At 62.5% G+C, this 25,276-nt stretch carries 23 protein-coding genes, 1 tRNA gene and 1 pseudogene; 15 read left to right on the top strand and 10 right to left on the bottom strand.

Going from position 1 to position 25,276, the window contains the following annotated elements:
- The first annotated feature begins 54 nt into the window (after positions 1–54).
- Both O5O48_RS03055 and O5O48_RS03050 read left to right on the top strand, forming a co-directional pair.
- On the top strand, positions 55–1,833 hold the full coding sequence (locus tag O5O48_RS03055) for an acyl-CoA dehydrogenase C-terminal domain-containing protein (protein ID WP_269688118.1): 1,779 nt from the start codon (positions 55–57) through the stop codon (positions 1,831–1,833).
- Between the two features lie 151 nt (positions 1,834–1,984).
- A complete protein-coding gene (locus tag O5O48_RS03050) occupies positions 1,985–2,995 on the top strand; it encodes a class 1 fructose-bisphosphatase (RefSeq protein WP_088277089.1) in 1,011 nt (336 codons plus the stop codon).
- A gap of 290 nt (positions 2,996–3,285) precedes the next feature.
- Here the strand turns inward: O5O48_RS03050 and O5O48_RS03045 are convergent, their stop codons facing one another.
- Positions 3,286–4,059: a 2-keto-4-pentenoate hydratase gene (locus O5O48_RS03045; protein ID WP_269688117.1), complete on the bottom strand. Its 774-nt coding sequence runs from the start codon at positions 4,057–4,059 to the stop codon at positions 3,286–3,288.
- Positions 4,056–4,964 (bottom strand): TauD/TfdA dioxygenase family protein, encoded by a 909-nt coding sequence (locus O5O48_RS03040; protein WP_269688116.1) that lies wholly within the window; start codon positions 4,962–4,964, stop codon positions 4,056–4,058. Before O5O48_RS03040 ends, O5O48_RS03045 begins: the two co-directional genes overlap by 4 nt.
- A 127-nt stretch (positions 4,965–5,091) precedes the next feature.
- On the opposite strand from O5O48_RS03040, the gene O5O48_RS03035 reads away from it, so the two are divergent.
- The 5 genes from O5O48_RS03035 (at position 5,092) to O5O48_RS03015 (ending at position 11,320) form a co-directional block, all read left to right on the top strand.
- On the top strand, positions 5,092–6,156 hold the full coding sequence (locus O5O48_RS03035; RefSeq protein WP_269688115.1) for an AraC family transcriptional regulator: 1,065 nt from the start codon (positions 5,092–5,094) through the stop codon (positions 6,154–6,156).
- 109 nt (positions 6,157–6,265) lie between these two features.
- Positions 6,266–6,604 carry a YegP family protein gene (locus tag O5O48_RS03030; RefSeq protein WP_088277081.1) on the top strand — a complete coding sequence of 113 codons (339 nt, stop codon included), beginning with the start codon at positions 6,266–6,268 and terminating at the stop codon, positions 6,602–6,604.
- A 167-nt stretch (positions 6,605–6,771) separates the two neighbouring features.
- On the top strand, positions 6,772–8,247 hold the full coding sequence (amn, locus tag O5O48_RS03025) for an AMP nucleosidase (RefSeq protein WP_269688114.1): 1,476 nt from the start codon (positions 6,772–6,774) through the stop codon (positions 8,245–8,247).
- Between the two features lie 105 nt (positions 8,248–8,352).
- Complete coding sequence (locus O5O48_RS03020) at positions 8,353–9,288, top strand: SdiA-regulated domain-containing protein (protein ID WP_088277077.1); 936 nt, start codon at positions 8,353–8,355, stop codon at positions 9,286–9,288.
- 115 nt (positions 9,289–9,403) lie between these two features.
- A complete protein-coding gene (locus tag O5O48_RS03015; protein WP_088277075.1) occupies positions 9,404–11,320 on the top strand; it encodes a metallophosphoesterase family protein in 1,917 nt (638 codons plus the stop codon).
- A 146-nt stretch (positions 11,321–11,466) separates the two neighbouring features.
- Here the strand turns inward: O5O48_RS03015 and O5O48_RS03010 are convergent, their stop codons facing one another.
- The gene (locus O5O48_RS03010; protein ID WP_269688113.1) at positions 11,467–12,780 is read right to left on the bottom strand and encodes a serine hydrolase domain-containing protein; all 1,314 of its coding nucleotides are present in this window, start codon (positions 12,778–12,780) and stop codon (positions 11,467–11,469) included.
- A gap of 120 nt (positions 12,781–12,900) precedes the next feature.
- Here O5O48_RS03010 and O5O48_RS03005 point away from each other — a divergent pair, with 120 nt between their 5' ends.
- From O5O48_RS03005 to O5O48_RS02970, 8 genes are all read left to right on the top strand, one after another.
- Positions 12,901–13,842: a LysR family transcriptional regulator gene (locus O5O48_RS03005; protein ID WP_228245539.1), complete on the top strand. Its 942-nt coding sequence runs from the start codon at positions 12,901–12,903 to the stop codon at positions 13,840–13,842.
- Positions 13,843–14,082: 240 nt separating this feature from the next.
- Positions 14,083–14,544, top strand: coding sequence for a (2Fe-2S)-binding protein (locus tag O5O48_RS03000; RefSeq protein ID WP_088277069.1), 462 nt, complete (start codon positions 14,083–14,085; stop codon positions 14,542–14,544).
- Complete coding sequence (locus tag O5O48_RS02995) at positions 14,541–16,724, top strand: xanthine dehydrogenase family protein molybdopterin-binding subunit (RefSeq protein ID WP_088277067.1); 2,184 nt, start codon at positions 14,541–14,543, stop codon at positions 16,722–16,724. The genes O5O48_RS03000 and O5O48_RS02995 overlap by 4 nt, the downstream gene beginning before the upstream one ends.
- Before the next feature lie 12 nt (positions 16,725–16,736).
- Entirely contained in the window at positions 16,737–17,960 is a 1,224-nt protein-coding gene (locus tag O5O48_RS02990; RefSeq protein WP_269688112.1) for a cytochrome c, read from the top strand.
- Positions 17,961–17,979: 19 nt separating this feature from the next.
- The gene (locus tag O5O48_RS02985) at positions 17,980–19,155 is read left to right on the top strand and encodes an XdhC family protein (RefSeq protein WP_269688111.1); all 1,176 of its coding nucleotides are present in this window, start codon (positions 17,980–17,982) and stop codon (positions 19,153–19,155) included.
- Positions 19,156–19,449: a putative quinol monooxygenase gene (locus tag O5O48_RS02980; protein WP_088277061.1), complete on the top strand. Its 294-nt coding sequence runs from the start codon at positions 19,156–19,158 to the stop codon at positions 19,447–19,449. It begins immediately after the preceding gene.
- Positions 19,449–20,033, top strand: coding sequence for a nucleotidyltransferase family protein (locus O5O48_RS02975; protein ID WP_269688110.1), 585 nt, complete (start codon positions 19,449–19,451; stop codon positions 20,031–20,033). Before O5O48_RS02980 ends, O5O48_RS02975 begins: the two co-directional genes overlap by 1 nt.
- 19 nt (positions 20,034–20,052) lie before the next feature.
- Complete coding sequence (locus O5O48_RS02970; protein ID WP_269688109.1) at positions 20,053–20,550, top strand: nucleoside 2-deoxyribosyltransferase; 498 nt, start codon at positions 20,053–20,055, stop codon at positions 20,548–20,550.
- Here the strand turns inward: O5O48_RS02970 and O5O48_RS02965 are convergent.
- The 7 genes and pseudogenes from O5O48_RS02965 to O5O48_RS02935 all read right to left on the bottom strand — a co-directional run bounded on the left by O5O48_RS02965 (position 20,547) and on the right by O5O48_RS02935 (position 25,264).
- Entirely contained in the window at positions 20,547–21,041 is a 495-nt protein-coding gene (locus O5O48_RS02965; RefSeq protein WP_228245570.1) for a M48 metallopeptidase family protein, read from the bottom strand. The genes O5O48_RS02970 and O5O48_RS02965 overlap by 4 nt on opposite strands.
- Positions 21,042–21,155: 114 nt before the next feature.
- Positions 21,156–22,106 (bottom strand): sodium-dependent bicarbonate transport family permease, encoded by a 951-nt coding sequence (locus O5O48_RS02960; RefSeq protein ID WP_088277053.1) that lies wholly within the window; start codon positions 22,104–22,106, stop codon positions 21,156–21,158.
- An 85-nt stretch (positions 22,107–22,191) separates the two neighbouring features.
- Entirely contained in the window at positions 22,192–22,545 is a 354-nt protein-coding gene (locus tag O5O48_RS02955; RefSeq protein WP_269688108.1) for a DUF7352 domain-containing protein, read from the bottom strand.
- Between the two features lie 75 nt (positions 22,546–22,620).
- Entirely contained in the window at positions 22,621–23,331 is a 711-nt protein-coding gene (locus O5O48_RS02950; protein ID WP_269688107.1) for a LysR substrate-binding domain-containing protein, read from the bottom strand.
- A 73-nt stretch (positions 23,332–23,404) separates the two neighbouring features.
- Positions 23,405–23,500 (bottom strand): annotated as a pseudogene (locus O5O48_RS02945) (LysR family transcriptional regulator); the annotation flags it as partial.
- 130 nt (positions 23,501–23,630) lie between these two features.
- Entirely contained in the window at positions 23,631–24,365 is a 735-nt protein-coding gene (locus tag O5O48_RS02940; protein ID WP_269688106.1) for a substrate-binding periplasmic protein, read from the bottom strand.
- 822 nt (positions 24,366–25,187) lie between these two features.
- Positions 25,188–25,264, bottom strand: a tRNA-Ile gene (locus O5O48_RS02935).
- Positions 25,265–25,276: the final 12 nt, after the last annotated feature.

Below are 25,276 nucleotides of genomic sequence, written 5' to 3'. Positions count from 1 at the left end.
ACAATCTCCCGCCTGCGCCGGTATATCCCGGCACTGAATCATGAGGAGATATCCATGGCCGACTATAAAGCTCCCCTGCGCGACATGCGCTTCGTTCTCAACGAGGTCTTCGAGATCTCCAAGCTCTGGGCCGAGCTGCCCGGTCTTGCCGAGATTGTTGACGAAGACACCGCAGCCGCGATTCTGGAAGAAGCCGGCAAGGTAACCGGTGGTGTGGTCGCACCGCTGAATCGCAGTGGCGACGAGGAAGGATGCTCCTGGAACAATGGCGCCGTAACGACGCCGGCCGGCTTCCGGGAAGCCTACAAGACCTACGCCGAAGGCGGCTGGGTTGGTGTCAGCGGGGCGCCCGAGTTTGGTGGCATGGGCATGCCCAAGGTCATCGGTGCCCAGGTCGAGGAAATGGTCAACTCGGCCAACCTGTCTTTCGGTCTGTATCCGATGCTGACCTCCGGTGCCTGCCTGTCGATCCTCAACCACGCCAGCGAAGAGCTGAAGGAAAAGTACCTGCCGAATATGTATGCCGGTACCTGGGCAGGCTCCATGTGCCTGACCGAGCCGCACTGCGGCACCGACCTCGGCATCATTCGCACCAAGGCCGAGCCGCAGGCTGACGGCAGCTACAAGATTTCCGGTACCAAGATCTTCATCACCGGTGGTGAACACGATCTGACCGAGAACATCATTCACCTGGTACTGGCCAAGCTGCCTGACGCACCGGCTGGCCCGAAGGGTATTTCGCTGTTCCTGGTGCCCAAGGTCATGGTCAATGACGATGGTTCGCTGGGTGAGAGGAACTCCCTGTCCTGCGGCTCCATCGAGCACAAGATGGGCATCAAGGCCTCTGCCACCTGTGTGATGAACTTCGACGGCGCTACCGGCTGGATTGTCGACGAGCCGAACAAGGGCCTCAATGCGATGTTCACCATGATGAACTACGAGCGCCTGGGTGTAGGCATCCAGGGCCTGTCGCTGGGTGAACGCTCCTACCAGAATGCCATCGAGTACGCCCGTGATCGTCTGCAGAGTCGTGCGCCGACCGGCCCGGTCAACAAGGACAAGGCTGCCGACCCGATCATCGTTCACCCGGACGTGCGTCGCATGCTGCTGACCATGAAAGCGCTGAATGAAGGCGGTCGCGCCTTCTCCAGCTACGTTGCCATGCAGCTCGATACCGCCAAGTACAGCGAGGACCCGGCCACCCGCAAGCGCGCCGAGGAACTGGTTGCACTGCTGACGCCGGTTGCCAAGGCATTCCTCACCGACATGGGGCTGGAAACCACAGTGCACGGCCAGCAGATCTTCGGCGGCCACGGCTTTATCCGTGAGTGGGGTCAGGAACAGCTGATCCGCGACTGCCGTATCACCCAGATTTACGAAGGTACCAACGGAATCCAGTCGCTGGACCTGATGGGCCGCAAGATCGTCGGCAGCGGTGGGGCGTTCTACAAGCACTTCAGCGACGAGGTCAAAGCCTTCATTGCCAGTGCCGATGCTTCTCTGGCCGAGTTCACCGGCCCGCTGGAAGCGGCCATCGGCAACCTCGACGAACTCACCGCCTGGGTTATCGAGCAGTCGAAGGGTAACCCGAATGAAATCGGCGCGGCCTCGGTCGAGTATCTGCAGGCCTTCGGTTACACCGCCTATGCCTACATGTGGGCACTGATGGCGCGTACCGCCATGGCCAAGCAGGCGGAAGACGAGTTCTACGTGAGCAAGCTGGGCACTGCGCGTTTCTACTTCGCCCGTCTGTTGCCGCGTATCCACTCACTGACCTCGTCGGTCAAGGCGGGCAGTGATGCACTGTATTTGCTGACAGCGGATCAGTTCTAACTCGGATCGTGCCACGAAAGGCCCCGCTTCGACGGGGCTTTTTCGTTTCTGCGCGGCATTGTTGCTGTCGTCGGACCTATTCAGGAGGCGAAGCGCTGCCGGAGCGGGTAAACTGTGCGCGATTTTACTTTTCTCTCCCCGGAGCTTGCTCATGTCCCGTGTATCTCTCAGCCGCTACCTGATCGAACAGACGCGCAGTCACAATACCCCCGCCGACCTGCGTTTCCTCATCGAGGTGGTGGCGCGCGCCTGCAAGGAAATCAGCCATGCCGTATCCAAGGGTGCCCTTGGTGGTGTGCTGGGCAGCATGGGTACCGAGAACGTCCAGGGTGAAGTGCAGAAAAAGCTTGATGTGATCTCGAATGAAATCCTGCTGGAGGCCAACGAGTGGGGCGGCCACCTGGCCGGCATGGCGTCCGAGGAAATGGACAATGCCTATCAGATTCCGGGGCAGTATCCCAAAGGTGCCTACCTGCTGGTGTTCGATCCGCTGGATGGCTCCAGTAATATCGACGTGAACGTCTCGGTCGGTACCATCTTTTCCGTGCTGCGTTGCCCTGACAAGTATGTCGAGCAGACCGGCAGCCTCGATGAGCACGCCTTCCTGCAGCCGGGTACCGAGCAGGTGGCTGCCGGTTACGCCATCTATGGCCCGCAGACCATGCTGGTGCTGACCCTGGGCGATGGCGTCATGGGCTTTACTCTGGATCGGGAGATGGGCAGCTTCTTCCTGACTCACGAAAATCTCAAGGTGCCGACCAGTACCGCCGAGTTCGCAATCAACATGTCCAATCAGCGTCACTGGGAAGCACCGGTCAAGCGCTATGTTGACGAACTGCTGGCAGGCGTCGAGGGGCCGCTGAACAAGAACTACAACATGCGCTGGATTGCCTCCATGGTCGCCGATGTGCACCGCATTCTTACCCGTGGCGGCGTATTCATGTACCCGCGCGATGGCCGCGAGCCGGAGAAGCCGGGCAAACTGCGCCTGATGTACGAGGCCAACCCGATGTCGATGCTGATCGAGCAGGCCGGTGGCGCCGCGACTAACGGTACTCAGCGCATTCTCGATATTCAGCCGGAGTCCCTGCACCAGCGGGTTGCCGTGTTCCTCGGCTCGAAGGAAGAAGTTGAGCGGGTTACCGGCTATCACCAGGGCTGAGCCGGGTCAGGCCGCCGGCCTGGTCGGGGCCTGATGACCCGATGTAAGCATTTGCTTACGCGTTGTGCTGGCGTTGGCCTATGGGCACACCCTGCGATGCTGCGTAGTATCAAAAGCGCTAGGAGCATCGCAGGAAGCGACCAGAACAACAGGGAACAGGGACGGTGCCTCGGAGGCACAACACATTAGGGATGATCAGGATCCTTTCTGCAAAACCTCGCCTCGGCGGGGTTTTTTCTTGCCTGCGATTTGTCCGGGGATACGTCAGCACGTACCCCCCGTTGCACCGCTCAGCCGCTGAAACGACAGCTCAAACTGCCCAGCGTGCCCATCTCTACTTCGGCCAGATCGCCGGCAGCAACCGGCTGCATGCCCGCCAGCGCGCCGGTCATGATGACGTCTCCGCTGCGCAGGTGCTGCCCGGCAGTGACCATTTGATTGATCAGCCACAGGGCTGCATCCAACGGGTTGCCCATGCTGCTGCCGGTGTTTCCGCTGCCCACCTTTTCGCCGTTGAGCTTCAGAGCCACCGGCAGGTCATCCAGCTGCACGCTGTCTGCTGCAACGCACTGGCCCAGCACGTGGGCACCAAAGGACAGGTTGTCGGCTACCGCATCAGCCAGAGACTTCGGCCAGCCCTCATAGGCTGAGTCGCACACCTCCAGCGCGGGCATCACACCTTCGAGCGCCGTGATCAGTTCGGCGCGATCGGCCAGAGGATCTTCGATATCGCGAGCCAGGCGCATCGCAACCTCAACCTCCAGTCGCGGCGCGATAAAGTCAGCGTGGCGCAGGGTGGCGCCGTCGTTATATTCGTTGGCCGCCAGCAGCACGCCGCGCAGTGGTTCGGCGACGCCGAGTGCCGCTCGGGCCCGGGCGTCGGTCAGCCCCAGCTTGTAACCGGCCGGCCGCGCGCCGTTCAGCTGGCGGGCGATCAGCGCGTGTTGTACCGCGTAGGCGGACGCCAGGTCGGTCAGGGCATACTCGGTGGCGATCGAGCCGCGCGGCATTCCGCTGCTGCGGGCCTCCAGCAGCGCCTCTGCGGCCTGTTCTATATGACTCATGCCGTTTCTCCCCGGCTCGGTTTTTCGCCGACAACCGTGGTGCGGAACATCTCGCGGCGCTTGCCGAAGTAGTCCGAAATGGGCTGATGCCAGACGCAGCGGTTGTCCCAGATCGCCAGTGTGCCCGGCGTCCAGCGCATGCGGCAAGTAAAGGCCGGGGCGGCGGCGACGCTGAACAGGTAGTCGAGCAGCGGGCGTGACTCCTCCGGCTTCATGCCGGCGATGCCGAGGGTGTAGGCCGGATTGGCGAACAGTACCTCGCGGCCGGTTTCCGGGTGGCGCGTGATCAGCGGGTGAGTGCGCACATCCTCATCCACCTTGTTGCCGTAGCGGATCTGCATGTTCTCGATGCCCGCGTTGTGCACGGCATTGGGGCCGTAACCGAACTCGGGGGTGTGGATGCCGTCGAGCTGGCGCAGCAGATTGCGCAAGGTGGGAGACAGCCACTCGCAGGCCAGGTACATGTTGTTGAACAGGGTGTCGCCGCCGCTTTCCGGCACATCGTGGCCGTACAGCAGGGTGAAGGCCGGCGGCCGCTCCTGGAATGACCAGTCGCTGTGCCAGGCGCCGCCGAACACGAATGGGCTGCCTTCGCCGGCTTCCTTGAGCACATGCACCACATGCGGATGATCGGCCATCGGCTGCACATAGGGTTCCTTGCCGAACTTGCCGAAACGCAGCGTCACGGCTTCGAGCTGCTCGACGCTCAGGTTCTGGTCCCGGATGAACAGCACGCCATGGTCCATCAGTGCCTGGCGCAGATCGGCCTGTCCGGCGTCACTGAGGTTGTTGAGGTCGATGTCGTGGATGTCTGCACCCAGTGAGCCTGCCACCGGTACGGTGCGGAAATGGTTGCTGGAGCGGGCCTGATTATTTTTCGCCGTGGTGTAGAAGAACTCGGGCATGGCTGTCACCTGCAGTGGTCTGTCTTGTTGTTGATGTTTTTGTTCTGCCAGGCAAGATTGCGCCTGTGCGCGGTGGCTATCCATGATAATTTCTGCCATGACATGACAGTAACTGCCACGAGGTTGTATGAACTGGCGTGAAGTACGTGATGCCACCAACGTGCGCCATCTGCTGAACACTGCGCGCAGTCTTGGCTGTTCCGTCGAGGCGTGTCTGCAGGGCAGCGGGCTGGACGAGGGCGTGCTGAGTGCCGGGGCCAGGATACAGCGCTGGCAGGAACTGGCCGTGATCCGCAATCTGGTGGCGCTGGCGCCGGAACCCGGTCTCGGGCTGCTGGTGGGCAGTCGATATCAACTGACCAGTCTGGGGCTGCTCGGCTACACCATGCTGGCCTGTCGCAATCTGCATGAGGCACTGGTGGTCAGTACCCAGTTTCGTGAACTGACGCTGTCGATCTGTCCGGTTCAGTTGCAGCCCTTTGACGGTGGCGTGCGCATGAGCCTGGACCACAGGGTACTGCCTCCGGATGCACAGGATATGGTTGCCGAGCGCGGGCTGGCTGTCTGGAAGCGTATCTTCGGTGAGTTGCTGCAGCGCCCCTTTGTGCCGGTTCGGGTGGAGCTGGCGCTGTCGCGCCCTGCCACCGCCGAGTGTTACGAAACCTACTTCGAATGCCCGGTGGTAATGGGTGCTGCCAGTAACGCGGTACTGATTGCGGACGCGGACCTGACCAGCGCCCTGCCGCTCGCCAACGAGCTTACCCGCAACGCCTGTGCGGCCCTGTGCCGGCAACTGTGTGATGGGCTTGAAGACGTGGTGTCGCCGTTCGCGCGGCAGGTTCTTCAGGTGCTGATCAGCCATTCGGGTGAACCTCCCGCCGCCGTCGAGGTGGCGGCGGCACTGGGTATATCCGAGCGTTCGCTGCATCGCCGGCTGGCGGCCGAGGGACAACCCTTTCGTCAGCTCGATGAGCGGGTGCGCGCGCGCCTGGCTGAACGCCTGCTGGGCGACAGTGACCTCGGGCTGGATGCCATTGCCGCGCAGTTGGGCTACAGCGAAGCGGCCAGTTTTTCCCGTGCCTTCAAGCGCTGGACCGGCGTCTCGCCGTCGCACTGGCGTGCAGCTCAGCGGGCAGCAGCGCTGGGGCTTGAACCGTCTTCGCCGGCAGTTGTTCCGTCTCGGCAATATTAATAGGTCTCGATTGCGAGACAGTACGTATCTCCTGTCTATACTGACCAAGTCGTCCGCATCCGGGCGGATGCGCAGCTAGTCCACCGACGTTGGATAAGGAGTGCTTCATATGTCTGGTTGGTATGAATTGAGCAACAGCACGGACGGGCAGTTCCGCTTTGTCCTCAAGGCGGGAAACGCTGAAACCATCCTCACCAGTGAGCTGTACAAGACCCGCGCCAGCGCCGAGAACGGCATCGCGTCAGTACAGAAAAATTGCACGGAGGATGGGCGCTATGAGCGCAAGGAGGCAAAGGACGGACGCCATTTCTTCAATCTCAAGGCGGCCAATCATCAGGTGATCGGCACCAGCCAGATGTACTCCGCGGCGGCGAGCTGCGAGAAGGGCATCGAGTCGGTCAAGAGCAACGGCACCAGCGACGTCATCAAGGACAAGACCGGCAGCTGAGCTTGGCCTCGTTTTTGCCCCTGCCTGCTTGACGCGCCCTGTCCGGCAGGCTGGCCCGGTTGTGCCCGCTGTTGTCAGAGTGACTGGCCGGAATGTGCGGCCATCGCTTGTTGCAGACCGCACTGAGGGCGCAATATGGGGGCACGTGAACAACCCAGAGGCACCTCGTGAATCAAGTTTGTCCTGACGATTTTGTAAAGGTCGATTCCGCGGAAGCGGCGGTCGACCGCCTGGCCATGCTTTACCAGCAGGCCACCAATGCGCTGCGCAGCGCTCTCAAGCAGTACCTCAAGGATCGCAATCCGCCAAGTGCCGCGCACTGCGCGTTCCGCTACCCTGAGCTGCGGCTCACCTATCACTGCCAGGGTGAAGTGCCGAGCAGTGTGCGCGCCTACGCCAAGGTACAGGTGCCCGGCACCTACGCGGTAACCGTGACCCAGCCGGACGCCTTCCGTACCTACCTGCTGGATCAGCTGCGGCCACTGATGTCCGACTTTACCGTCACTGTGGAAGTGGGCCCGAGTCAGGCCAATATTCCCTATCCGTATGTGGTCGAACAGGGTGACGAACTGGGCGCCTCGGGCGTGACCGCTGCCGAGCTGGCGCGGGTGTTCCCGAGTACCGACCTGTCCGCCGCCAATGACGGCACCGCCGACGGCCTGTACGACTGGGAAGACCAGGACCCGCTGCCGCTGGCGTTGTTTGACGCCGCCCGCACCGACTTTTCGCTGCGTCGTCTGGTGCATTACACCGGCAGCGACTGGCGGCATGTACAGCCGTGGATTCTGCTGACCAACTATCACCGCTACGTGGATCAGTTCATCCGCCACGGGCTGAACATGCTGCAGGCCGACTCGCGCTTCCAGCGCATGGTACTGCCCGGTAACGTGGTGGTTGAACGCGGCATGTCCGAAGGCGAGATGCAGGCGATCATCGAGTCGGTGGTCTGGCACCGGTTCCAGATGCCGGCTTATCACCTGCAGGGCAATAGCCCAAGCGAAGGCATCACCCTGGTCAATATCGGCGTGGGCCCATCCAACGCCAAGAACATCACCGACCATCTGGCCGTGCTGCGGCCGCACTGCTGGTTGATGATCGGTCACTGTGGCGGTCTGCGTCAGTCGCAGACCATCGGTGACTATGTGCTGGCGCACGCCTACATGCGCCGCGACGGTATCCTCGACCGGGTGCTGCCACCGAATATTCCGCTGCCGGCGCTGGCCGAGGTGCAGCAGGCGCTGCAGCAGGCGGCAGCCGACGTGACGGGCGAGCAGGGCGATGACCTCAAGCGCCGTCTGCGCACCGGCACGGTGCTGACCTATGACGACCGCAACTGGGAACTGCGCTGGGCCCAGGAACGGCCGCTGATCAATCTGGCGCGGGCGATTGCGGTCGACATGGAGAGCGGCACCATCGCGGCTCAGGGTTACCGTCTGCGGGTGCCCTACGGCACCTTGCTGTGTGTATCGGACAAGCCACTGCACAGCGAGATCAAGCTGCCGGGCGCGGCGGGCGCCTTTTACGAGCGCGCCGTGACTCAGCATCTGCATATCGGCATTCATGCGCTGGAGCTGATGCGCAGCCAGCTCGATTCGCTGCATTCGCGCAAGCTGCGCAGTTTCGACGAGCCGCCGTTCCGCTAGCCAGCACTGCACTGTCACTGCCCTGTCACCGCTGTCGCCTAGTATCGGCCCGACAGCGAACAGGAGCAGGTTGGATGAAGCGGCATAACAGCAAGGGGCGTCTCCATGTCGGGCACGCTTGAATGGGGCGGGCCGCTCAGGCGCAGACGCTGGCCGCAACGCCTGCTGTTACTGCTGCTTGCCGCGAGTGTGATGGCGGCAGTCTTTGCGTGGCGATACACGCTGGTCGAGTTGACCGGATTCCGCTTCAGCGGTGCGGCGATCAGCGACGGGCGCGGCGTGTTCGGGCTTGCGGATTACCGGGTGAAACATCAGGCACAGGTCATTGCCGGCATCGGCAATGACCTGTCCGGCATCACCCACGATGCCGATAACGACCGGCTGCTGGCGATCACCAACGCGGGCCCTGTTCAGGTACTGGCCCTTGACCGACAGGGCCGGCTGCTTGGCCTCTATCCACTGATCGGCTTCGAGGACCCGGAAGATCTGGCCTGGCTGGGCGACGGGCTGCTGTTGATTGTTGAAGAGCGGGTGCAGCGGTTGAATGTGGTCCGTCTTCCCGCGCATCCTGCCCCGATCAGGCGTGATCAGGCGCGGCAACTGACGCTGGGACTGGCCTTGTCGGATGACAACAAGGGTTTTGAAGGTGCCGCTTACGACCACCGGCGTGATCTGCTTTACGTGGTCAAGGAACGTGACGCCCAGCAGCTCTACCGCATCAGCGGCCTGCGTCCCACCCTGGCTGGAAATCTGCAACTCGATATCCGGGATCTGAGTGACTGGATCGATGCCGCCGGTGTGTCAAAAGACCTTTCCGCCATCACGGTCGAGCCTGACAGCGGCCACCTGTTGCTGCTCAGTGATGAGTCGCAGGTGTTGTTTGAACTGGGCTCTGACGGGGCGCTTCTCGACTGCCGCAGCCTGCGGGCTGGTGGCGGCCTTGATGCCGACATCCCGCAGCCGGAAGGGGTGGTGCTGGATAGCCGCGGCGAGCTGTTTGTCGTCAGCGAGCCCAACCTCTTCTATCGCTTCGTGCGGTAGCTCCGCTGCTCCATGCAACATTCTTGTGATCAGAGTGTAACCGCTCTGTCTCGGGGTTTTCACAGCGCATCGGTAGTCTTTGCGACTCACTCATATGGTTCGTTAAGGATGCGCCATGTTTATTCGTACAGGATTGGTTTGTTTACTGGCGGCAGGTCTGTTGACCGGCTGCCTTTCGTCGGAAAGCAGTAGCAGCAGCGATGCTGGAGGGCCGCCGGTTGCGCCGGAGGCACCGACCCTGCGGGTCGGGATCATTCCCGATACCCAGGGCGGAGGTCAGAATGCGTCGGTGATGCCGATGCGCGCGTTGATGGAGTTTTACCGTGAGCAGGACGTCGACCTGCTGCTGATTGTCGGTGATCTGTCTGAGGAGGCCACTCCTGCCGAATATGCCCAGTGGCGCAGTGTTGTCGACGATTACCGGGATGACTTCGTCATGCTGCCGTTGCAGGGCAACCACGATATCAAGGGCACTGATCAGGACTGGTATGACAACGTCAGTGACCTGATTCCGGACGACGCCATTCAGATGGCCGGTCAGACAGACAAGAACTATGCCCTGGTGCGGGACAACGTGCTTATTGTCACGGTTTCGTACGGACAGATTCCGTTCGCCTATGACTTTGTTCGGGAGATGATCGAAACCTACCGTGATCAGGTTGATCACATCATCGTGTCTTCCCATAACACCATGGTCGGCAGCCGTTACGGCAACATCCGCGAGCGTGCGGTAGAAGCCTATGACACCTCCGCCGGGGATCAGCAGTTTCTGCTGGTGCACGAGGATTATCGCCAGTTGTTTGCCGATAATGACGTCATCTATGTCGCCGGTCATGAGCATCAGTACCTTCGCAGTCTGATTTCGGGCTACTACGGTGGACACTACACCGAACTGGTCAGCGGTAACGCGTCCTACAAGGGCTACGACAGCCGCTATGGCGAGAGCGAACTGATCCAGCAGGTGGTCATGACCAAAATCAACGACGGCAGTGTCGATGGCACTCTCGACGTCAACGCCTCGATTCTGACGTTCAATGGCACACTGGTCGATTATCGCTCCTACTACGAAAGCCACACGATTCGCAGCAACGAAGATGGCATGCGCGAGCTGGCAACGCCGGACTGGAAGCTGATCGACCGCTTTACCCGCTCCGCCGAGCGTTGCGACAAGATCGTGTTTCCGGCGAGCATCCCCGCCGGCAATCAGTTGAACATGACCCATGACAAAAGTTACCGCACCAGTCTGTGTGTGGCCGGATCGGGAGAGGCAGCGCGGATTCTGGATGGCGAGAACCGTATATTCAATCGCTACGACACCCGCACCCGTACCACCAGCGTCGAGCCAGGTGTCTCAACCGCGCAGAGCAACTCTGCACTTGCCGCTCGCTACTACCGCTGGCTGCATATTCCCCATGCCAGCTATAACCCGAACCTGAACAACAGCCAGCGCGTGCGCCTGATCAACGCGGGCACGGAAGACGAAGAGGTGGAAATCCGCCAGACGACCATCGACCTCAAAAAGCAGGTATCGCTCAGCTGGGTAGCCGCGCGTGAGGGAGCAAAAAGTGCGGTTCTGCTGGTCAGCGGAATTCAGGGCCAGGACGGCACCTACAACGGTGCGCGTGGGGCGCAGAAGAGCCTGGCCGTCGACACCGGTTTCGCCGGCAGCTACGGAGATGGCAGCGAGCTGGGCAAACAGCCCTATTTGTTGCCGGAAGGCCGGGTCAACAGCAACTGGACGCTGGATGATGATTCGCGTGGTGATGACTTCGTGCTGCAATTCAACGTGCCGTCCGGCGCGGATGCCAGCAGCCTGCAGTTGGCTCGCTGGAATGATGCAGAGGGCAGCTGGGAGCCGGTGGTAGCAGCCGAGTGCCTCAGTGCACTGGACTACGACAGCAGCTATCTGACCAGCCTGCCGGCTGATGTGGGTGCCGAGTGCAGCACTGCTGCCGGCCTGGTGTCGGTAGGCACGCCGCACTTCTGGGTACGGCTGGATCGTGAGGGCGCCTTTGCCCTGATTGATCGTTGAGTGCAGCGGCTACCTTTGCGATGCAGGTAGCCCCGCTTTTGCCATGCCGCGCCGGATGCCCTTGGTATCCGGCGCGGTGCTTTTACGGGGCAACCGGATCGACCGGCGAAGCTGACCTTGCAGGCATGGCGCTTGTGCCAGTCCTGTTACGGCTGGCGCATCAGGTGTTGTGCCAGCGCGTTGTAGGCCGGTAGCGAGATCGGGTCGTTGGCGCCGTTGGCCGCCACCGGGTTGGAGGCGAAGCGGGCGATCACCATTTCTGCCTTGGGGTCGACGTAGATGGTCTGGCCGTGGATACCGCGCGCCGCAAACACGCCATGGTCGTTGTTCGACACCCACCACATATTGCGGTAGCTCCAGCCGGGCAGGGTGGCGTAACCGGCGGGGGCGAATTTGCCTTGATCGCCGCCTCGGCGGATATCGGCAACCACGGCTTGCGGGACGATCTGCTGGCCGTTGAAGCGACCGTTGTTGCGCAGGGTTTCGCCGAACCTGGCCATGTCACGCAGGCTGGCATTCAGGCCGCCTCCAGCGAACTGGGTGCCGATCTGGTCAACCACGATGTAGGCGTCCTGTTCGGCGCCCAGCTTGCTCCAGATCCGCTGTTGCAACAGGTCGGCGAAGGAACTGCCGGTGGCGCGCTGAACGATCCACGCGAGGACGTCGGAGTTGACCGTCTTGTAGGCGAACACCTCGCCGTGCTGCCCCTCGGGCTGTACCTTCTGCAGAAAACCGTACAGGGATGTGGCGCCGTCATAGTCGGCCGGGCGCGGTATCAGGTTGCCGGCCCTTGAGTATTCCCAGATTTCGGCGCTCGGGTCGGAGTAGGTCTCGGAATAGCGAATGGCCGTGGTCATGTCCATCACCTGACGCACGGTGGCGTCGCCAAAGCCACTGTCTTTCAGCTCGGGAACGTAGTGCGAGACCGGAGCCTGCTCGTCCAGCACACCCTCTTCAACCAGCATCGCCGCCAGGGTGCCGATAAACGATTTGGTCACCGAGAAGGCCATGTGCGGGCGGTCGGCCTGCAGGGCGCCGAAGTACCGCTCATAGACCACCTGGCCGCGGTGCAGCACCACGATGCCGTCGGTGTAATTGGCTGCCAGCGATTGCTCCCAGCTCATCTGCGAGCCGTCGGCCAGCTTGAACTGCACCGCGTCAATGTCATCCCGGCGGGCGTCGGGCAATGGGCTGACGGCACCGGTGCCGCGGCCGACTGTCGCCGTCGGCAGCAGTTGGCGAATATGCGAGAAAGACCAGCGGGTCTGTGGAAACAGCAGGTAGTTGCGGGCGTTGATCTGTTTGTCGGCTGCCGGCGGGAAGCCCTGCATCCAGCCCATGACGTTCGGATCGCTGGCGCGGGCGTCGAGCGGTTGCTGGTCCGCCAGTGCCGGGCCGGCCAGCAGGCCGCCGAGCAGCAGGGACAGGCAGGTGTGCTGCCATCGGGTTGTGCGTTTCATGGGGTCCCCCCTTTTATCTTGTTGTTCTTGGCGGGCTGGCTGGGCAGCAGCCCCTTGGGTGGCAGTATTGGTTAGTGCTATACATCAGGTCCAATGCATATATTGCGAGTTATTGATGCAATGAGTTCATTAATTGATCTGAAGCGTCTCACTCACATGGTTCTGCTCAGTGAGGAGCTGCATTTCTCCCGGGCGGCCAAGCGTGCGCACCTGTCGCAAACCGCTTTCAGCCGCAGCATTCAGTCGCTGGAAAACGACCTGCAGCTGCGCCTGTTCGACCGGGGAACCCGCAGCGTGCAACTGACCGCGGCGGGCAGGCAACTGCTGGAGCAGGCCCGTGACCTGTTGCGACGGGCCGAGAGCCTGAGTGCGTCGGCGCAGTTTCTGGCCGATGCCGAGGGGGGCGAGCTGAACTTCGGCGTTGGTCTGCTGGCAGCGCACAGTTATATGCAGGAGGTGCTGCCGCGGCTGCGGCGTGATTGCCCGGGGCTGCGGCTGAATGTGGAGGTCGACCACTGGCAGAATCTGCTGCGTCTGCTGGAGCAGGAGCGCATCGAGTTTCTGGTCGGAGGTACCGGGCCGTTGCAGCCTCCGCCGGGTCTGGCGGTCACGCCACTGCCGTCTCGGGCCACCGCGATTTATTGTCGTGCGCAGCATCCGCTGCTGTCAGCCGGCCGTCCGGTTCGGGCCGAGCTGCTGGTTGACTACCCCTGGTCTGCCGCCTTGCTGGATGATGCCTCTTTGCCGCAGTTGCTGGCGTTGCTGGGGCTGTCATCCGAGGTCAGGCCACGGGCGTTGATGAGCTGCAACAGCCTGTCCCTGTTGCGCCATACCGTGCTTAACACTGACAGCCTGCTTTTTACCTGGGATGGCTGGCTGCAGGAGGATCTGGCTCAGGAAGCGCTGGTTGACCTGACGGCCTGGCTGCCGCCTGATCTTCCGGCGCTGCAATACCGTCTGCACAGCCACCTGATGCAGCTCGCCGATCGCAGTTTGTCACCACCTGCAAAGCGCGCCATTGCGATGATTCGCGAGGTCGCCGAACGGGAGTGTGGGCAGTAGTGCCAACGGGGCCGGCCGCTGGGCAATAGCGCAAGGCTTTCGGGGTTTTGTGCTATCGGCCCTGCCGTCGTGCTGGTTATCCTCCCTGCATTCTGTCCGTTTTTCACGACATTGGCGGCAGCTGTCCCGGCGTTTGTCATGCGTCTTGTTGAGGGCGTTCTGCGTCGCAACGTCCCATGCCTGCCTCGAATGCTACAGTGAACGGAACTCCAATAACCTGCGTTGCCTGACGAGGTACTTATGATCCAGTTGTCCGTTAACGGCGAGCGGTATGAGCTCGACGTTCCCGCCGACATGCCACTGCTCTGGGTAGTGCGCGATGTGCTCGGTCTGACCGGCACCAAGTTTGGCTGCGGTATCGCCCAATGCGGCGCCTGTACCGTGCATCTGGACGGTGAAGCCGTGCGCTCTTGCGTGCTGCCGGTGGGTGCTGTGGCCGGCCGTGCGGTGACCACCATCGAGGCGGTTGGCGAGTCGGCGCTGGGCAGTCAGGTGCAGCAGGCCTGGCTGGAGCACGAGGTGGTGCAGTGTGGCTACTGCCAGTCCGGTCAGATCATGTCGGCCACCGCGCTGCTGCAGCGCCAACCCAACCCCAGCGATGCGGAGATTGACGCCGGTATGGCGGGCAATATCTGTCGCTGCGCGACCTACACCCGCATTCGTGCGGCCATCAAGGACGTCGGCAAGGGGGATCAGGCATGAGCAGGCAATCACGGCAGGTCTCTCGGCGCGGCTTCCTGAAAGGCTCCGGCGCAGTGATGGGCGGCCTGGTGCTCAGCACTTGGTTGCCGGGATTTATCCCGGACAGCGTCGCGGCCGAAGCGACCGCCGCCGGCCGTCTCGGTGATCAGACGCCGCGCGGCTACGGGGCCTATGTGCGCGTCGGCCACGACGGCAAGGTGACCGTCATATCGCCGAAAATCGAGATGGGGCAGGGGGCGCATACCGGTATCGCCATGATGCTGGCCGAGGAGCTGGAAGTGCGACTGGCTGATGTCAGCGTCGAGGATGCACCACCGGACGCCGAACTCTACACGGACTCGATCATGCAATTTCAGGCTACCGGCGGGTCGACGTCCACACGGCATGCCTGGCAGCCCCTGCGCGAGGCCGGTGCCACCGCGCGGCTGCTGTTGATTCAGGCGGCTGCTCAGCGATGGTCGGTCGACCCTGCCCAGTGCGAGGCGCGCGAGGGCGTGGTCTACGGGCCGGGCGATCGTCAGGCGGGCTATGGCGAGCTGGTCGATCTGGCCAGCACCCTGCCGCTGCCAGCCAGCATTACCCTGAAAACCCCGGATCAGTTCCGCCTGATCGGCACCCCGGCGCGCCGCATTGATACCCCGAACAAGGTCAACGGCAAGGCGAAGTTCACCATCGACCTGCAGGTGCCGGACATGCTGGTTGCCTCCAGCCTGGCCTGTCCGGTTTACGGCGGCACCCTGAAATCGGTTGATGCCAGCGCGGCGCGGCAGGTACCGGGTGTACGCGATGTGGTCACGCTGGATAACGCTGTTGCGGTGACTGCAACCAACTACTGGGCCTGTCAGCAGGGGCTCAAGGCGCTGAAGATCGAATGGGATTTGGGCGAGAACGCCTCGATCAGCTCGCCCGAGCTGGATGCGGCGCTGCAAAAGGCTTCCAGCGCAGACGGCGTGGTTGCTCACAGCAGCGGCGATGTTGCAGCAGCGCTGGAGGCGGCCAGCAGCCGTTTTGAAGCGGTGTACGAACAGGCGTTCCTGTCCCATTCGCCGCTGGAGCCGATGACCTGCGTAGCGCACGTGCGCCCGGATGGCTGTGACCTGTGGGTCGGCACTCAGGTGCCGGTGTTTGCCCAGCAGACTGCCGCCAGCATCACCGGGCTGAAGCCGGAGCAGGTGGTCGTGCACAACCAGCTGATTGGTGGCGCCTTCGGCCGCCGGCTGGATTACGACTTTATCGCCCAGGCGGTGGCGATTGCGCGGCAGGTGAGTTACCCGATCAAGCTGATCTGGAGTCGCGAAGAGGACATGACCCACGATATGTACCGTCCGCACTACGTCGACCGGCTGACCGCCGCACTGGACGCCGACGGCAAGCCGCAGGGCTGGCAGCATCGCATTGCCGGCGCGTCGGTGCTGGCGCGCTATGTCGGCAGCCTGCCGGCGAGCGGCGTGGATGCCGATGCGGTGGAAGTGGCCATTGACCCGCTCTATGCGCTGGACAGTCTGCAGGTCAATTACATCCGCGAGGAGCCCAAGGTGATTCCGGTCTCCTGGTGGCGCGGAGTGGGGCCGCTGCGCAGCACGCTGGCGGTGGAGTGCTTTATCGACGAGCTGGCGCACAACGCCGGCAAGGATCCGGTCGACTACCGGCTGGCGCTGATGGACAAGCATCCGCGGGCCCAGGCGGTGCTCAAGCTGGCTGCCGAGAAGGCCGACTGGCAAACGCCGTTGCCGGTCGGGCAGGGGCGTGGCATTGCGGTCAGCGCGGTGTTCGGCAGCTTCGTCGCGACCGTGGTCGAGCTGGAAATGCAGGCGGACAAGGGCATCCGCATCAAACGTCTGGTCAGCGCCATCGACTGCGGTCTGGTGACCAACCCGACCTCGGTGCTGGCGCAGATTGAAGGCGGCACCCTGTTCGGCCTGTCGGCCTCGCTGTTCAATGAAATCACGATTGAGCAGGGCCAGGTGCAGCAGCGCAATTTCAACACCTACCGGCAGTTGCGCATCGGTGAAGCGCCCGGCGTCGAGGTGCACATTGTGCCCAGCACAGAGTCACCCGGCGGAGTCGGCGAAACCGGGACCGCACTGATTGGTCCGGCGCTGCTCAACGCGTTGGCCGCTGCATCCGGCGAGCGTCTGCGGCGTCTGCCGCTGAGCCGCGCTGGTTACTTCCCGGTTTAAGGAGCTGAACCCATGCATCTGAGCAAATCCGTGATTCTCGGGCTGGGGCTGGCTGCCTCGGCGTTGTCCGTGCAGGCCGCTGACGATGAGCTGATCGCCCGTGGCAAGTATCTAGCCGCCGCGGCCGACTGTGTGGCCTGCCACACTGTCCCGGGCGGCAAGCCGTTCGCTGGGGGTGTCGAATTCAAGCTGCCGTTTGGCTCGCTGTATTCGCCCAATATCACCCCGGACAAGGCGACCGGCATTGGCGACTGGACCGACGCCGACTTCCTCGGCGCGCTGCATGAGGGCGTCGGCAAGGATGGCAAACGCTACTACCCGGCCTTTCCCTACACCTCCTACACCCTGATGCCGGACGACGAAGTGAAGGCCATCAAGGCCTATCTGTTCAGCCTGGAACCGGTCAGCAATACGGTGCCGGAGAACACCCTGAGTTTCCCCTACAACCAGCGCTGGGGCATGTTCTTCTGGAACCTGGTATTTCACGATAACGAACGCTTCGAGCCTGACCCGAACCAGTCCGAGGAGTGGAATCGCGGCGCCTATCTGGTCGAAGGGCCGGGTCACTGCGGCGAGTGCCATACCCCGCGCAACTTTGCCCAGGCGCTGAGCAGCAGCCAGCAGCTGGCGGGCAACCTGGTGCAGGGCTGGCAGGCCTACAACATCAGTTCGGACGAGACCTACGGCATCGGTGCCTGGTCGCCGGCCGAACTGGTCAGTTATTTCAGCAAGGGGTATGCCCCGGGCAAGGGCGTGGCCAGCGGGCCGATGGGTGATGTAGTCAATCACAGCCTGCGCCATCTGACCCCGGACGACTTGTCTGCCATCGCGACCTACCTGCTCAGCACCCCGGCGCAGGCCACCGGCATCGCCCGGCCCGAGGTGGTGCCGGATGCGACCCCGGTAGCCGATGGTGCGCTCGGCAGCAAGCTGTTTGCCGGCAACTGCGCCGGTTGTCATGCCTGGGACGGCAGCGGCACCCAGTCGCCGATTGCCGCGCTCGGCGGCCTGAAAACCGTCAATGATCCGGCCGGCACCAACCTGCTGGGTATCCTGCTGCGCGGTCACGGCGGCCCGGGCGCACGGGTAGACCAGCAGATGCCATCCTTCGCTGCGGGCTATCAGGATGCCGAGCTGGCTGCGGTCGGCAGCTTCGTGCTGCAGCACTTCGGTCAGAGTGGCAGCAGCCTCAGTGCTGAGGATGTTGCGGCCAAGCGCGGTAACACCGGCCACTGAGCCGACAGCGGGAGGTGTGATGTCTGCAGTGGAACAGCTGCTCAAGGCGGTCGATGAGGCCGCCCTGCAGGGCGACGATGCGGTGCTGGCAACGGTGGTCAAGGTCGAGGGCTCGGCCTACCGCCGCCCCGGCGCGCGGATGCTGATCAACCCCCTGGGGCAGACCGAGGGGACTGTCAGCGGCGGCTGCCTGGAAAGCGAGGTGGCGCGCACGGCGCGCTGGTTGACCGAACGCGGGCCGGCGCTGCGCAGCTACAGCACCGCCGAAGATGATGAAGATGGCGATGCGGCAGTGCGTTTTGGCCTCGGCTGCAACGGTACCGTGCACCTGCTGTTCGAGCGTGTCGATTCCGCGGCCTGTCAGCTGTTGCTGGATGGCTGCCGGGCGCTGATCAATGGCGCTGTTGGACTCAGTGTGGCGACCGTCGTCAGCGCATCACAGCCTGAGTTGCTCGGGCAGCGACTGCTTCTGACTGCCGATGATCAGCTGCAGGGCTGCCTGCCCGATGCCTGGTCGGCGCCGTTGCTGCCACTGCTGCGCCTGGCGCGCTCTGCCCGACGTGCTGCGTTGCATCGCTTTCTTCAGCCCGGTGGCGCGGTTGAGGTGCTGATCGAGCACCTGCGCCCGGCGCAGCGGCTGGTGATTTTCGGTGGCGGGCACGATGCCCAGCCGCTGGTGCGGATGGCCAAACTGCAGGGCCTGCATGTGACGGTGATTGACAGTCGGGCGCATTTTGCCCGGGGCAGTCGCTTTCCGGAGGCCGATGCGGTGTTGCTCGGGCAGTTGGACAACAGCTTCGCACTGAAGGATTTGCTGGCCGACGCGGCGGTAGTGGTCATGACCCACAGTCTGCAGCAGGATGCCTGGTGGCTGGCGCAGGCGCTGGCGTCGTCGGCGTGCTACATCGGCCAGCTCGGACCGCGTGAGCGCACCGAGCGGCTGCTGGCCGGCATGGCGCAAGCCAACTTGCCGGGCGTCGAGCGGCTGCATTACCCGGTCGGTCTCGACCTGGGGGGCGATACCCCGGAAGCCGTCGCGCTGGCGATTCTGGGCGAGATCACAGCAGTACTCAACGAACGCGCCGGTGGCCAGCTGCAGCAGCGGCGGTCTGCCATCCACGAACCTTCTGCAATTCATATCCATGACGGGTGCGAGCAGGATTTGCCAGCACCCTCCACTATCGAGAGCAATTAAATGTCCGAAATCATTACCGTCGTAGCGGTGCTGCGCGCCGTTCCTGGCGCAGCCGAACAGGTCGCAGCCATCCTTGCCGACGCGGTCGAGCCGTCGCGCGCCGAGGCCGGTTGCCGAGGTTATGTGCTGCACCACGACCGCAGCGATGCCAGTCGCTTCGTGTTTGTTGAGCAGTGGGCCGGGATGGAGGCCATCGAAGCGCACCGTCAGGCGCCGCACTATCAGGCAATGGGCAAGGCGCTGGCAGGCCTGATTGCCGAGCGCGAAGTGATGCTGCTGGACGCCAAGGCCTGATGCCAGGGGTTGCCGCCCTGATGCTTGGCGCCGGGTTCTCCCGGCGCTTCGGCGGCGACAAACGGCAGGCACGTCTGGCCAGCGGCCAGACGGTACTCAATCGTGCACTGGAGAACGCACTGGCGGCCTTCGGCGCGGTAACTCTGGTGCTGCGCAGCGATGATGACCCGCAAGCACTGGCGCTGCCGGAGGCGGTCGACGTGCTGTTCAACCCGCATAGCGCGCAGGGCATGGCCAGCTCGCTGGTACTGGGTATTGAATATCTGCGGCACGGTGATGCGGAGGCAATCGCCGTGCTGCTCGCCGACATGCCGTGTATCCAGCCGACCACCCTGCAAGCGTTGGCGCAGCGGTGTGGTCCGGAGGATATTGTGCTGCCGAGCTGGCAGGGTCAGCGCGGCCATCCGGTGTTGTTCGGCCGGCGTTTCTGGCCGCAGCTGCTGACCCTCAGTGGTGACCGCGGCGGACGCGAGATTGTGCGCGCCCATGCCGATTGCGTTAAGGTGCTGGCGGTGGAGGATGCCGGTGTCTGTCTCGATCTGGACCAGGCCGCAGACCTTGCCACGCTGAATCCGCTTGTCTGATCCACGCAGGAGATCCCCGGTGCCATCGGTATATCTGGCCGGTTTTGACGTGTTCTATCCCGACGCACAGGCGCGCGGCGAGTATCTCAAGGCGCTGTGCGCCACGCATGGCCTGGAAGGGCTCTATCCGCTGGATGCGGCCCTGCCGGAGGGGCTGAGCGACCCGGCTGGCTGGATCTGTCAGGCCAACCTCGACAGCCTGCGCCGCGCCGACGCGGTGCTGGCCAATCTGGGCCACTTTCGCGGTAACGAGCCGGATTCCGGCACCGTCTTCGAGGTGGGCTTTGCCTGTGCGCTGGGCAAACCGGTGTGGGCGTACTTCCCCGATCAACAGCCTATGATCGAGCAACTGCCGCGTGATGAGCAGGGGCTGTGTCCGGACGGCTTTGTGGTCGAGAACTTCGGCCTGCCGCGCAACCTGATGCTGGCCTGCAGCTGGGTCGGTGCCAGCAGAACGGCGCCCCAGGCCGTTGCCGAGTTGGCCGCCTGGCTGCACGCCAACCCGCAAACGCGCTAGCCGTCTCGCAGGGTCAGGAACAGCCGCAGGTCCAGCTCCAGCTGGTGATAGTCCGGCTCCATGTGCCGGCACAGCTGGTAGAACGCCTTGTTGTGTTCCTTCTCGCGCAGGTGCGCCAGTTCGTGCACCACCACCATGCGCAGCAGCGGCTCGGGCAGGCTCTTGAGGATGGCCGAGATCTTGATCGCGTTCTTGCTCTTCAACTTGCCGCCCTGCACCCGGCTGACAAACTGGTGTTGCCCCAGCGCATTGTCGATCACGTGCATGCGGGTATCGAACAACACCTTGCTGATCGGCCCGCTACTGCGCATGTGCTGCTGCTTGAGGCGCTGGGTGTAGTCGTAGAGTGCAGCGTCGGTCTGGATCGAATGCTGCTCGCCGGACGGGTAACGTTGCTCAAGCCAGGCGCCGAGCTGGCCACGATCGATCAACTGCTGGACCTGCTGGCGCAGATCGGGGCTGTAGCCCGCGAGGTATTTCAGGGTTGCCAGGGTGTTGTCCTCCGCGGGTCATCCAGCTGTTGATGTGGATTCTGTTGCGCGCAGTATCGGTGCTCCGGCAGCCGCTGTCACGGGCAGCCTCCGGGCTGCCCGTACATTGAGCCGTTAGCCGGTCAGCCGCTGCAGGATGCTAGCGTACAGCTCAATGCCCACCAGCACGTTGAACGGGAAGGTGACGCCCAGCGAGGCTAGCATTACCAGCCCGATGTCGGCCTCTTCAATGGCGTGGCGCACCGCGACCGGAGCGGCGATGTAGGAGGCGCTGGCGGTCAGGGTCGCGAGGATTACCGTCGTGCCCGGAGCCAGCCCCAGCAGCAGCCCGGTCGCCATGCCCGGCAAGCTCAGCAGTGTGGGCATGCACAGGGCAAAGGCGATAACCCGCCAGTGCTGCAGTCGGACCTTGCGCAGGGTTTCTGCAGCTACCAGACCCATTTCCAGCAAGAACAGCGCAAGAATCAGGGAAAATCCGCTGGTCAGCGCGCCAGTGACCTGGCTGCCGCCTTGCTTGCCGTACAGCAGGCCAATCACCACACCGCCCACCAGCAGAATTACGCTGCGGTTGGTCAGCGTCTCCTGCCAGAGCGGCGTACTCGCAACCGTTTGGGCCGGGCCGGATGGGCTACCGAGTCGGCGATACAGCCACAGCCCGGTGATAATTGCGGGCAGCTCCAGCAGCACCAGATACAGCGTGACCTGCCCGCTGACCATCATTCCGCGTGACTCGGTCCAGGCTAGCGCCACCGCAAAGGTACCGGCGCTTACCGAGCCGTAGTGGGCGCAGAAACTGGCCGCATCCGCCCCGTTCAGGCGCACCAGATAGCGCAGCAATGGGTACAGCAGCAAGGGAATCAGAAAGCCCAGCGCGGTAACGGCAAGCACTTCCCCCAGCAGCGACCAGTGCAGGTTGCCGTGCAGGGCCATGCCACCCTTCAGGCCGATGGTCAGCATCAGCAGCAGCGACAGGATGTCGTAGACCGCCTTGGGGATGGCAAGGTCCGAGCGCAGGGAGCCGGCGATCAGACCAAGAATGAAAAACATGACGATGATATCGGGCATGAAGCATGTTCCGCAGGGGCTTGATTAAAAAGCGTAGGCCAAAAAAGAGCCCCTGTGCGGGGCTCTGGTCGGTGAGTTTCAGGCTTCAGGCGCTGAGCCTGAGTGCGTTCTCTGCAGGCGGTCTGTGCACCGAGCGTTCCTCGTCCGTTGCGCTGGCAGCATTGTTCACCACCTGATAGACATGGAAGGCCTCCGGGCCAAAGGGATCAACGGCCGTGTCTACGTAGCAATGGCTAACCGGCACCGGCACACCCGAGCCAACCACCATGAACTGATGCTCGCTTACCGGCAGGTCGATCTTCAGTGGCTCTTCGACCCACAGGTATACGCGTTTCTGGGCAACCACATACTCGCAGCGCACGATCCGGAACCCCTCGCGCAGGGCCAGGCTGGTCACCTGCTTGTCATTGGCCAGTTGATACTGATGGATGGTTTTCATGACCTGTCTCCGAACAGTTTTGACGGATTCAGGGTCAGCTAAATGAGGGTCTTTATAAATCGATCTATTTGGAATTTATAGTTCGATTTTTTCGATGCTATCGTCCAGCTCGGGCCGAGACTTCAACAGTGCCTCAATGGCCGGGTTGCCGCTGGAGCGCGCGCGGGTGACGGCGTAGAGCGTCTCTCTGACCTCGCCAATCGAGCCGATACACTCCACTTCGTACTGGCGACATACCTCATCGTGAATCACCGTCGGGGCGGCAAAGTAGCCCAGCCCTTGGCGGCCGAATACCTTGATCAACGCACTGTCGTCGACCTCGGCCACCACATTGATGCGGATCCGCTTGGCTGCAAACCAGTTCATCAGCTCGTTGATATAGGGCGCATTGAGAGAGGTCGTCAGAAAGGGCTGGCGGTCCAGGCTCAAGGGAAAGCCGGGCCTGAGCCGCGCGGCCAGCTCCGGGGTGGCAAACAGGGATATGGACGAGCTGGCCAGCCGCGTGGCGCGAAACTGGCCGGCGTCCTTGAAGTCGGGCTGGCGGTCGGTCAGCAGAATATCCAGCTCCCGTTGGCCGAGTTGGCGCAGCAACTGCCCCGTCTCCCCGGTCTGGCAGACCAGATGCACCGGCCGCGGCTGCGACAGCGCAGGCTCGGTCAAATGGTAGGCGATCAGTTTGTGGATGGAGGCGGCGATGCCGATAGCCAGCGTCAACGGGCGATTTTCCGGCGGCTGCTGCAGAACCTCGGTCAACGACTGCACAGACATGGAAAATGTCGTCGGCATAGGAAAACACCGTCTTGCCGAAGTCGGTCAGCTGCAGCGAGCGGTTGGCCCGCTTGAACAGTGCACCACCCAGCGACGCCTCCAGCGTTGCCAGCTGGCCGCTCAGGGTCTGCGGTGAAAGGTCGAGACTCTCCGCCGCCCGGACAATCGAGCCTGAGCGAGCGATCATCCAAAAATAGTGCAGGTGGCGAAGGTTGAGGTGTTCCACTGGTCTGCGCTCATCAGCTAGAGGGATGATTTGTTGCAGGCTAGATGTTAACAGTCCCGCGCTTGCAGCGGTCGATTATGCCGGCGCCGCGCTATTCATAGGCGAGGCGAATTTGTTCCAGTTTTCCGCTGCTGCGCAACTGGTCAAGCGCCTCCGCCCAGCGGGTAACGACGGCCTCTGAACTGTCGCGGCTGAAAGCGATGTACAGCGAAGAGCGAAACAGCTCCAGCGGAATCTGTCGCAGGGTGCCAGCGGGTATCTGCAAGAGCCTGCTGTAGTAGGCCACCCCGGCCGGGGTGTCTCCGACAATGATCTGAGTGCGGCCGGCCAGCAGCATTCGATACAGCTGAACGTTCTGATTCGCGCTGCGATCGAGATTTCTAAAGCCAAGCGATTCAAGGGTGTCGGGTACCAGACCGGCATGCCGGGTGGTGATGCGCGGCGCCTGCATCAGCTGTGCCAGCGAGTGTATGGGCGCTTCGCTGCTGGCTAGCTGGTAAGGGTAGATAGCTTCCTCAGCGATGGGGCCAACCCAGCGGTAGCTAGACTCGCGCTCAGGCGTGCGAAACAATGAGTACATGATCGTTTTCGGCTGCTGGCGAAGGTCGTAAGTAGCTCGCATGCTGGGCACCGCCTCAATCGGGAAGTTATCACCGGTAAGCGCCATGATTGCGTTCACTACCTCTGTCGTCAGTCCGGTCAGTTGTCCGTCCTGCAGGTAGTTGTAGGGTGCCCACTCCTCGGTCACGATTCGATACTCATCCGCCTTGGCTCTTGCGCCGAGCAGGATGCATAGCAGTGTGACGAGCAGTACGCTGTTCTTCACGGGACAGTTTTGGGCCTGATGAGGATCGGTGTGTAGCTAGCTGCAGCATAGTCAAACGCGGGCGATAGGTACAAACAGCATGAAGGCGAGATGGCGGCAGGTTTAGTGACGAGACGGTGCGCCGAGTTTTGCCGCAAATTTGTGATGGGTACACGGCATGACACCGTTTAGGCTTCCATACTTTTGTGCTTTACAGCCCCGATTGAGTTGCGCTCGTTGCGGCTGCGCCGAGTGGGCTTGAGTGGCTTTGGCGACGTGAGTGAAATGAATCGGTTTGCGTTGAACCGATAGTTTTGTCTGCGCCATGCATCGCGGTGTTGGTAAAAAGGGTTAGCGGTTTGGCGAAATCAGTCAAACCCGAGTGGGCCGTGTGCGTGAAACCATAGTTTGGCTCTAGATTGTGACCATAGCTTGGCCAAAAGCTACGGGATCTGCGATGGCATCAACGGCTGCACAGGTCGTTACTCACGTTGAACCGAGTTTTTCAACAGAATCGGCCGAAAGCGGAGGCTCTTCAGCAAGCAGTATCTCTGGAGTGTTGGGCTGGCCATCAGTTGAGCGGCGCAAAGCCTTCCCCATGGTGCGAGACGATACCCAGGCAGGGTTTTGATCAGCTTGGTCAGGAAGAAGCGTCTGGTTCGAGCTTTGGAATGGGCAGGCGGCCGCGATAAGCCGGTCTGCCAGTGTCGCTTGTTCTTACTGTCGAGTCAGGCGCACGCAGAGTTGCTCGCGGCCATGGCAGGTAAAATTTTTACCAACGTTTGGCCAAAGTGGACGGACTATGGTCCGAAGAGCATACGGGGTGCAGCGGGGAGGGGAGAGTGGTGGGCCCACCAGGACTTGAACCTGGGACCAAGCGATTATGAGTCGCCTGCTCTGACCAACTGAGCTATAGGCCCACGCTGTTATAG

Source organism: Halopseudomonas sp. MFKK-1, from assembly GCF_027474385.1.
Lineage (GTDB): Bacteria > Pseudomonadota > Gammaproteobacteria > Pseudomonadales > Pseudomonadaceae > Halopseudomonas > Halopseudomonas aestusnigri.
This window is presented reverse-complemented; position numbering and strand designations above follow the sequence as displayed.

Bases quoted from the DNA above. Each gene is read 5' to 3' on its own strand.
- O5O48_RS03055 (WP_269688118.1), top strand. From the start codon at position 55: ATGGCCGACTATAAAGCTCCCCTGCGCGACATGCGCTTCGTTCTCAAC.
- O5O48_RS03050 (WP_088277089.1), top strand. From the start codon at position 1,985: ATGTCCCGTGTATCTCTCAGCCGCTACCTGATCGAACAGACGCGCAGT.
- O5O48_RS03045 (WP_269688117.1), bottom strand. From the start codon at position 4,059: ATGAGTCATATAGAACAGGCCGCAGAGGCGCTGCTGGAGGCCCGCAGC.
- O5O48_RS03040 (WP_269688116.1), bottom strand. From the start codon at position 4,964: ATGCCCGAGTTCTTCTACACCACGGCGAAAAATAATCAGGCCCGCTCC.
- O5O48_RS03035 (WP_269688115.1), top strand. From the start codon at position 5,092: ATGAACTGGCGTGAAGTACGTGATGCCACCAACGTGCGCCATCTGCTG.
- O5O48_RS03030 (WP_088277081.1), top strand. From the start codon at position 6,266: ATGTCTGGTTGGTATGAATTGAGCAACAGCACGGACGGGCAGTTCCGC.
- O5O48_RS03020 (WP_088277077.1), top strand. From the start codon at position 8,353: ATGTCGGGCACGCTTGAATGGGGCGGGCCGCTCAGGCGCAGACGCTGG.
- O5O48_RS03015 (WP_088277075.1), top strand. From the start codon at position 9,404: ATGTTTATTCGTACAGGATTGGTTTGTTTACTGGCGGCAGGTCTGTTG.
- O5O48_RS03010 (WP_269688113.1), bottom strand. From the start codon at position 12,780: ATGAAACGCACAACCCGATGGCAGCACACCTGCCTGTCCCTGCTGCTC.
- O5O48_RS03005 (WP_228245539.1), top strand. From the start codon at position 12,901: ATGAGTTCATTAATTGATCTGAAGCGTCTCACTCACATGGTTCTGCTC.
- O5O48_RS03000 (WP_088277069.1), top strand. From the start codon at position 14,083: ATGATCCAGTTGTCCGTTAACGGCGAGCGGTATGAGCTCGACGTTCCC.
- O5O48_RS02995 (WP_088277067.1), top strand. From the start codon at position 14,541: ATGAGCAGGCAATCACGGCAGGTCTCTCGGCGCGGCTTCCTGAAAGGC.
- O5O48_RS02990 (WP_269688112.1), top strand. From the start codon at position 16,737: ATGCATCTGAGCAAATCCGTGATTCTCGGGCTGGGGCTGGCTGCCTCG.
- O5O48_RS02985 (WP_269688111.1), top strand. From the start codon at position 17,980: ATGTCTGCAGTGGAACAGCTGCTCAAGGCGGTCGATGAGGCCGCCCTG.
- O5O48_RS02980 (WP_088277061.1), top strand. From the start codon at position 19,156: ATGTCCGAAATCATTACCGTCGTAGCGGTGCTGCGCGCCGTTCCTGGC.
- O5O48_RS02975 (WP_269688110.1), top strand. From the start codon at position 19,449: ATGCCAGGGGTTGCCGCCCTGATGCTTGGCGCCGGGTTCTCCCGGCGC.
- O5O48_RS02960 (WP_088277053.1), bottom strand. From the start codon at position 22,106: ATGCCCGATATCATCGTCATGTTTTTCATTCTTGGTCTGATCGCCGGC.
- O5O48_RS02955 (WP_269688108.1), bottom strand. From the start codon at position 22,545: ATGAAAACCATCCATCAGTATCAACTGGCCAATGACAAGCAGGTGACC.
- O5O48_RS02950 (WP_269688107.1), bottom strand. From the start codon at position 23,331: ATGCCGACGACATTTTCCATGTCTGTGCAGTCGTTGACCGAGGTTCTG.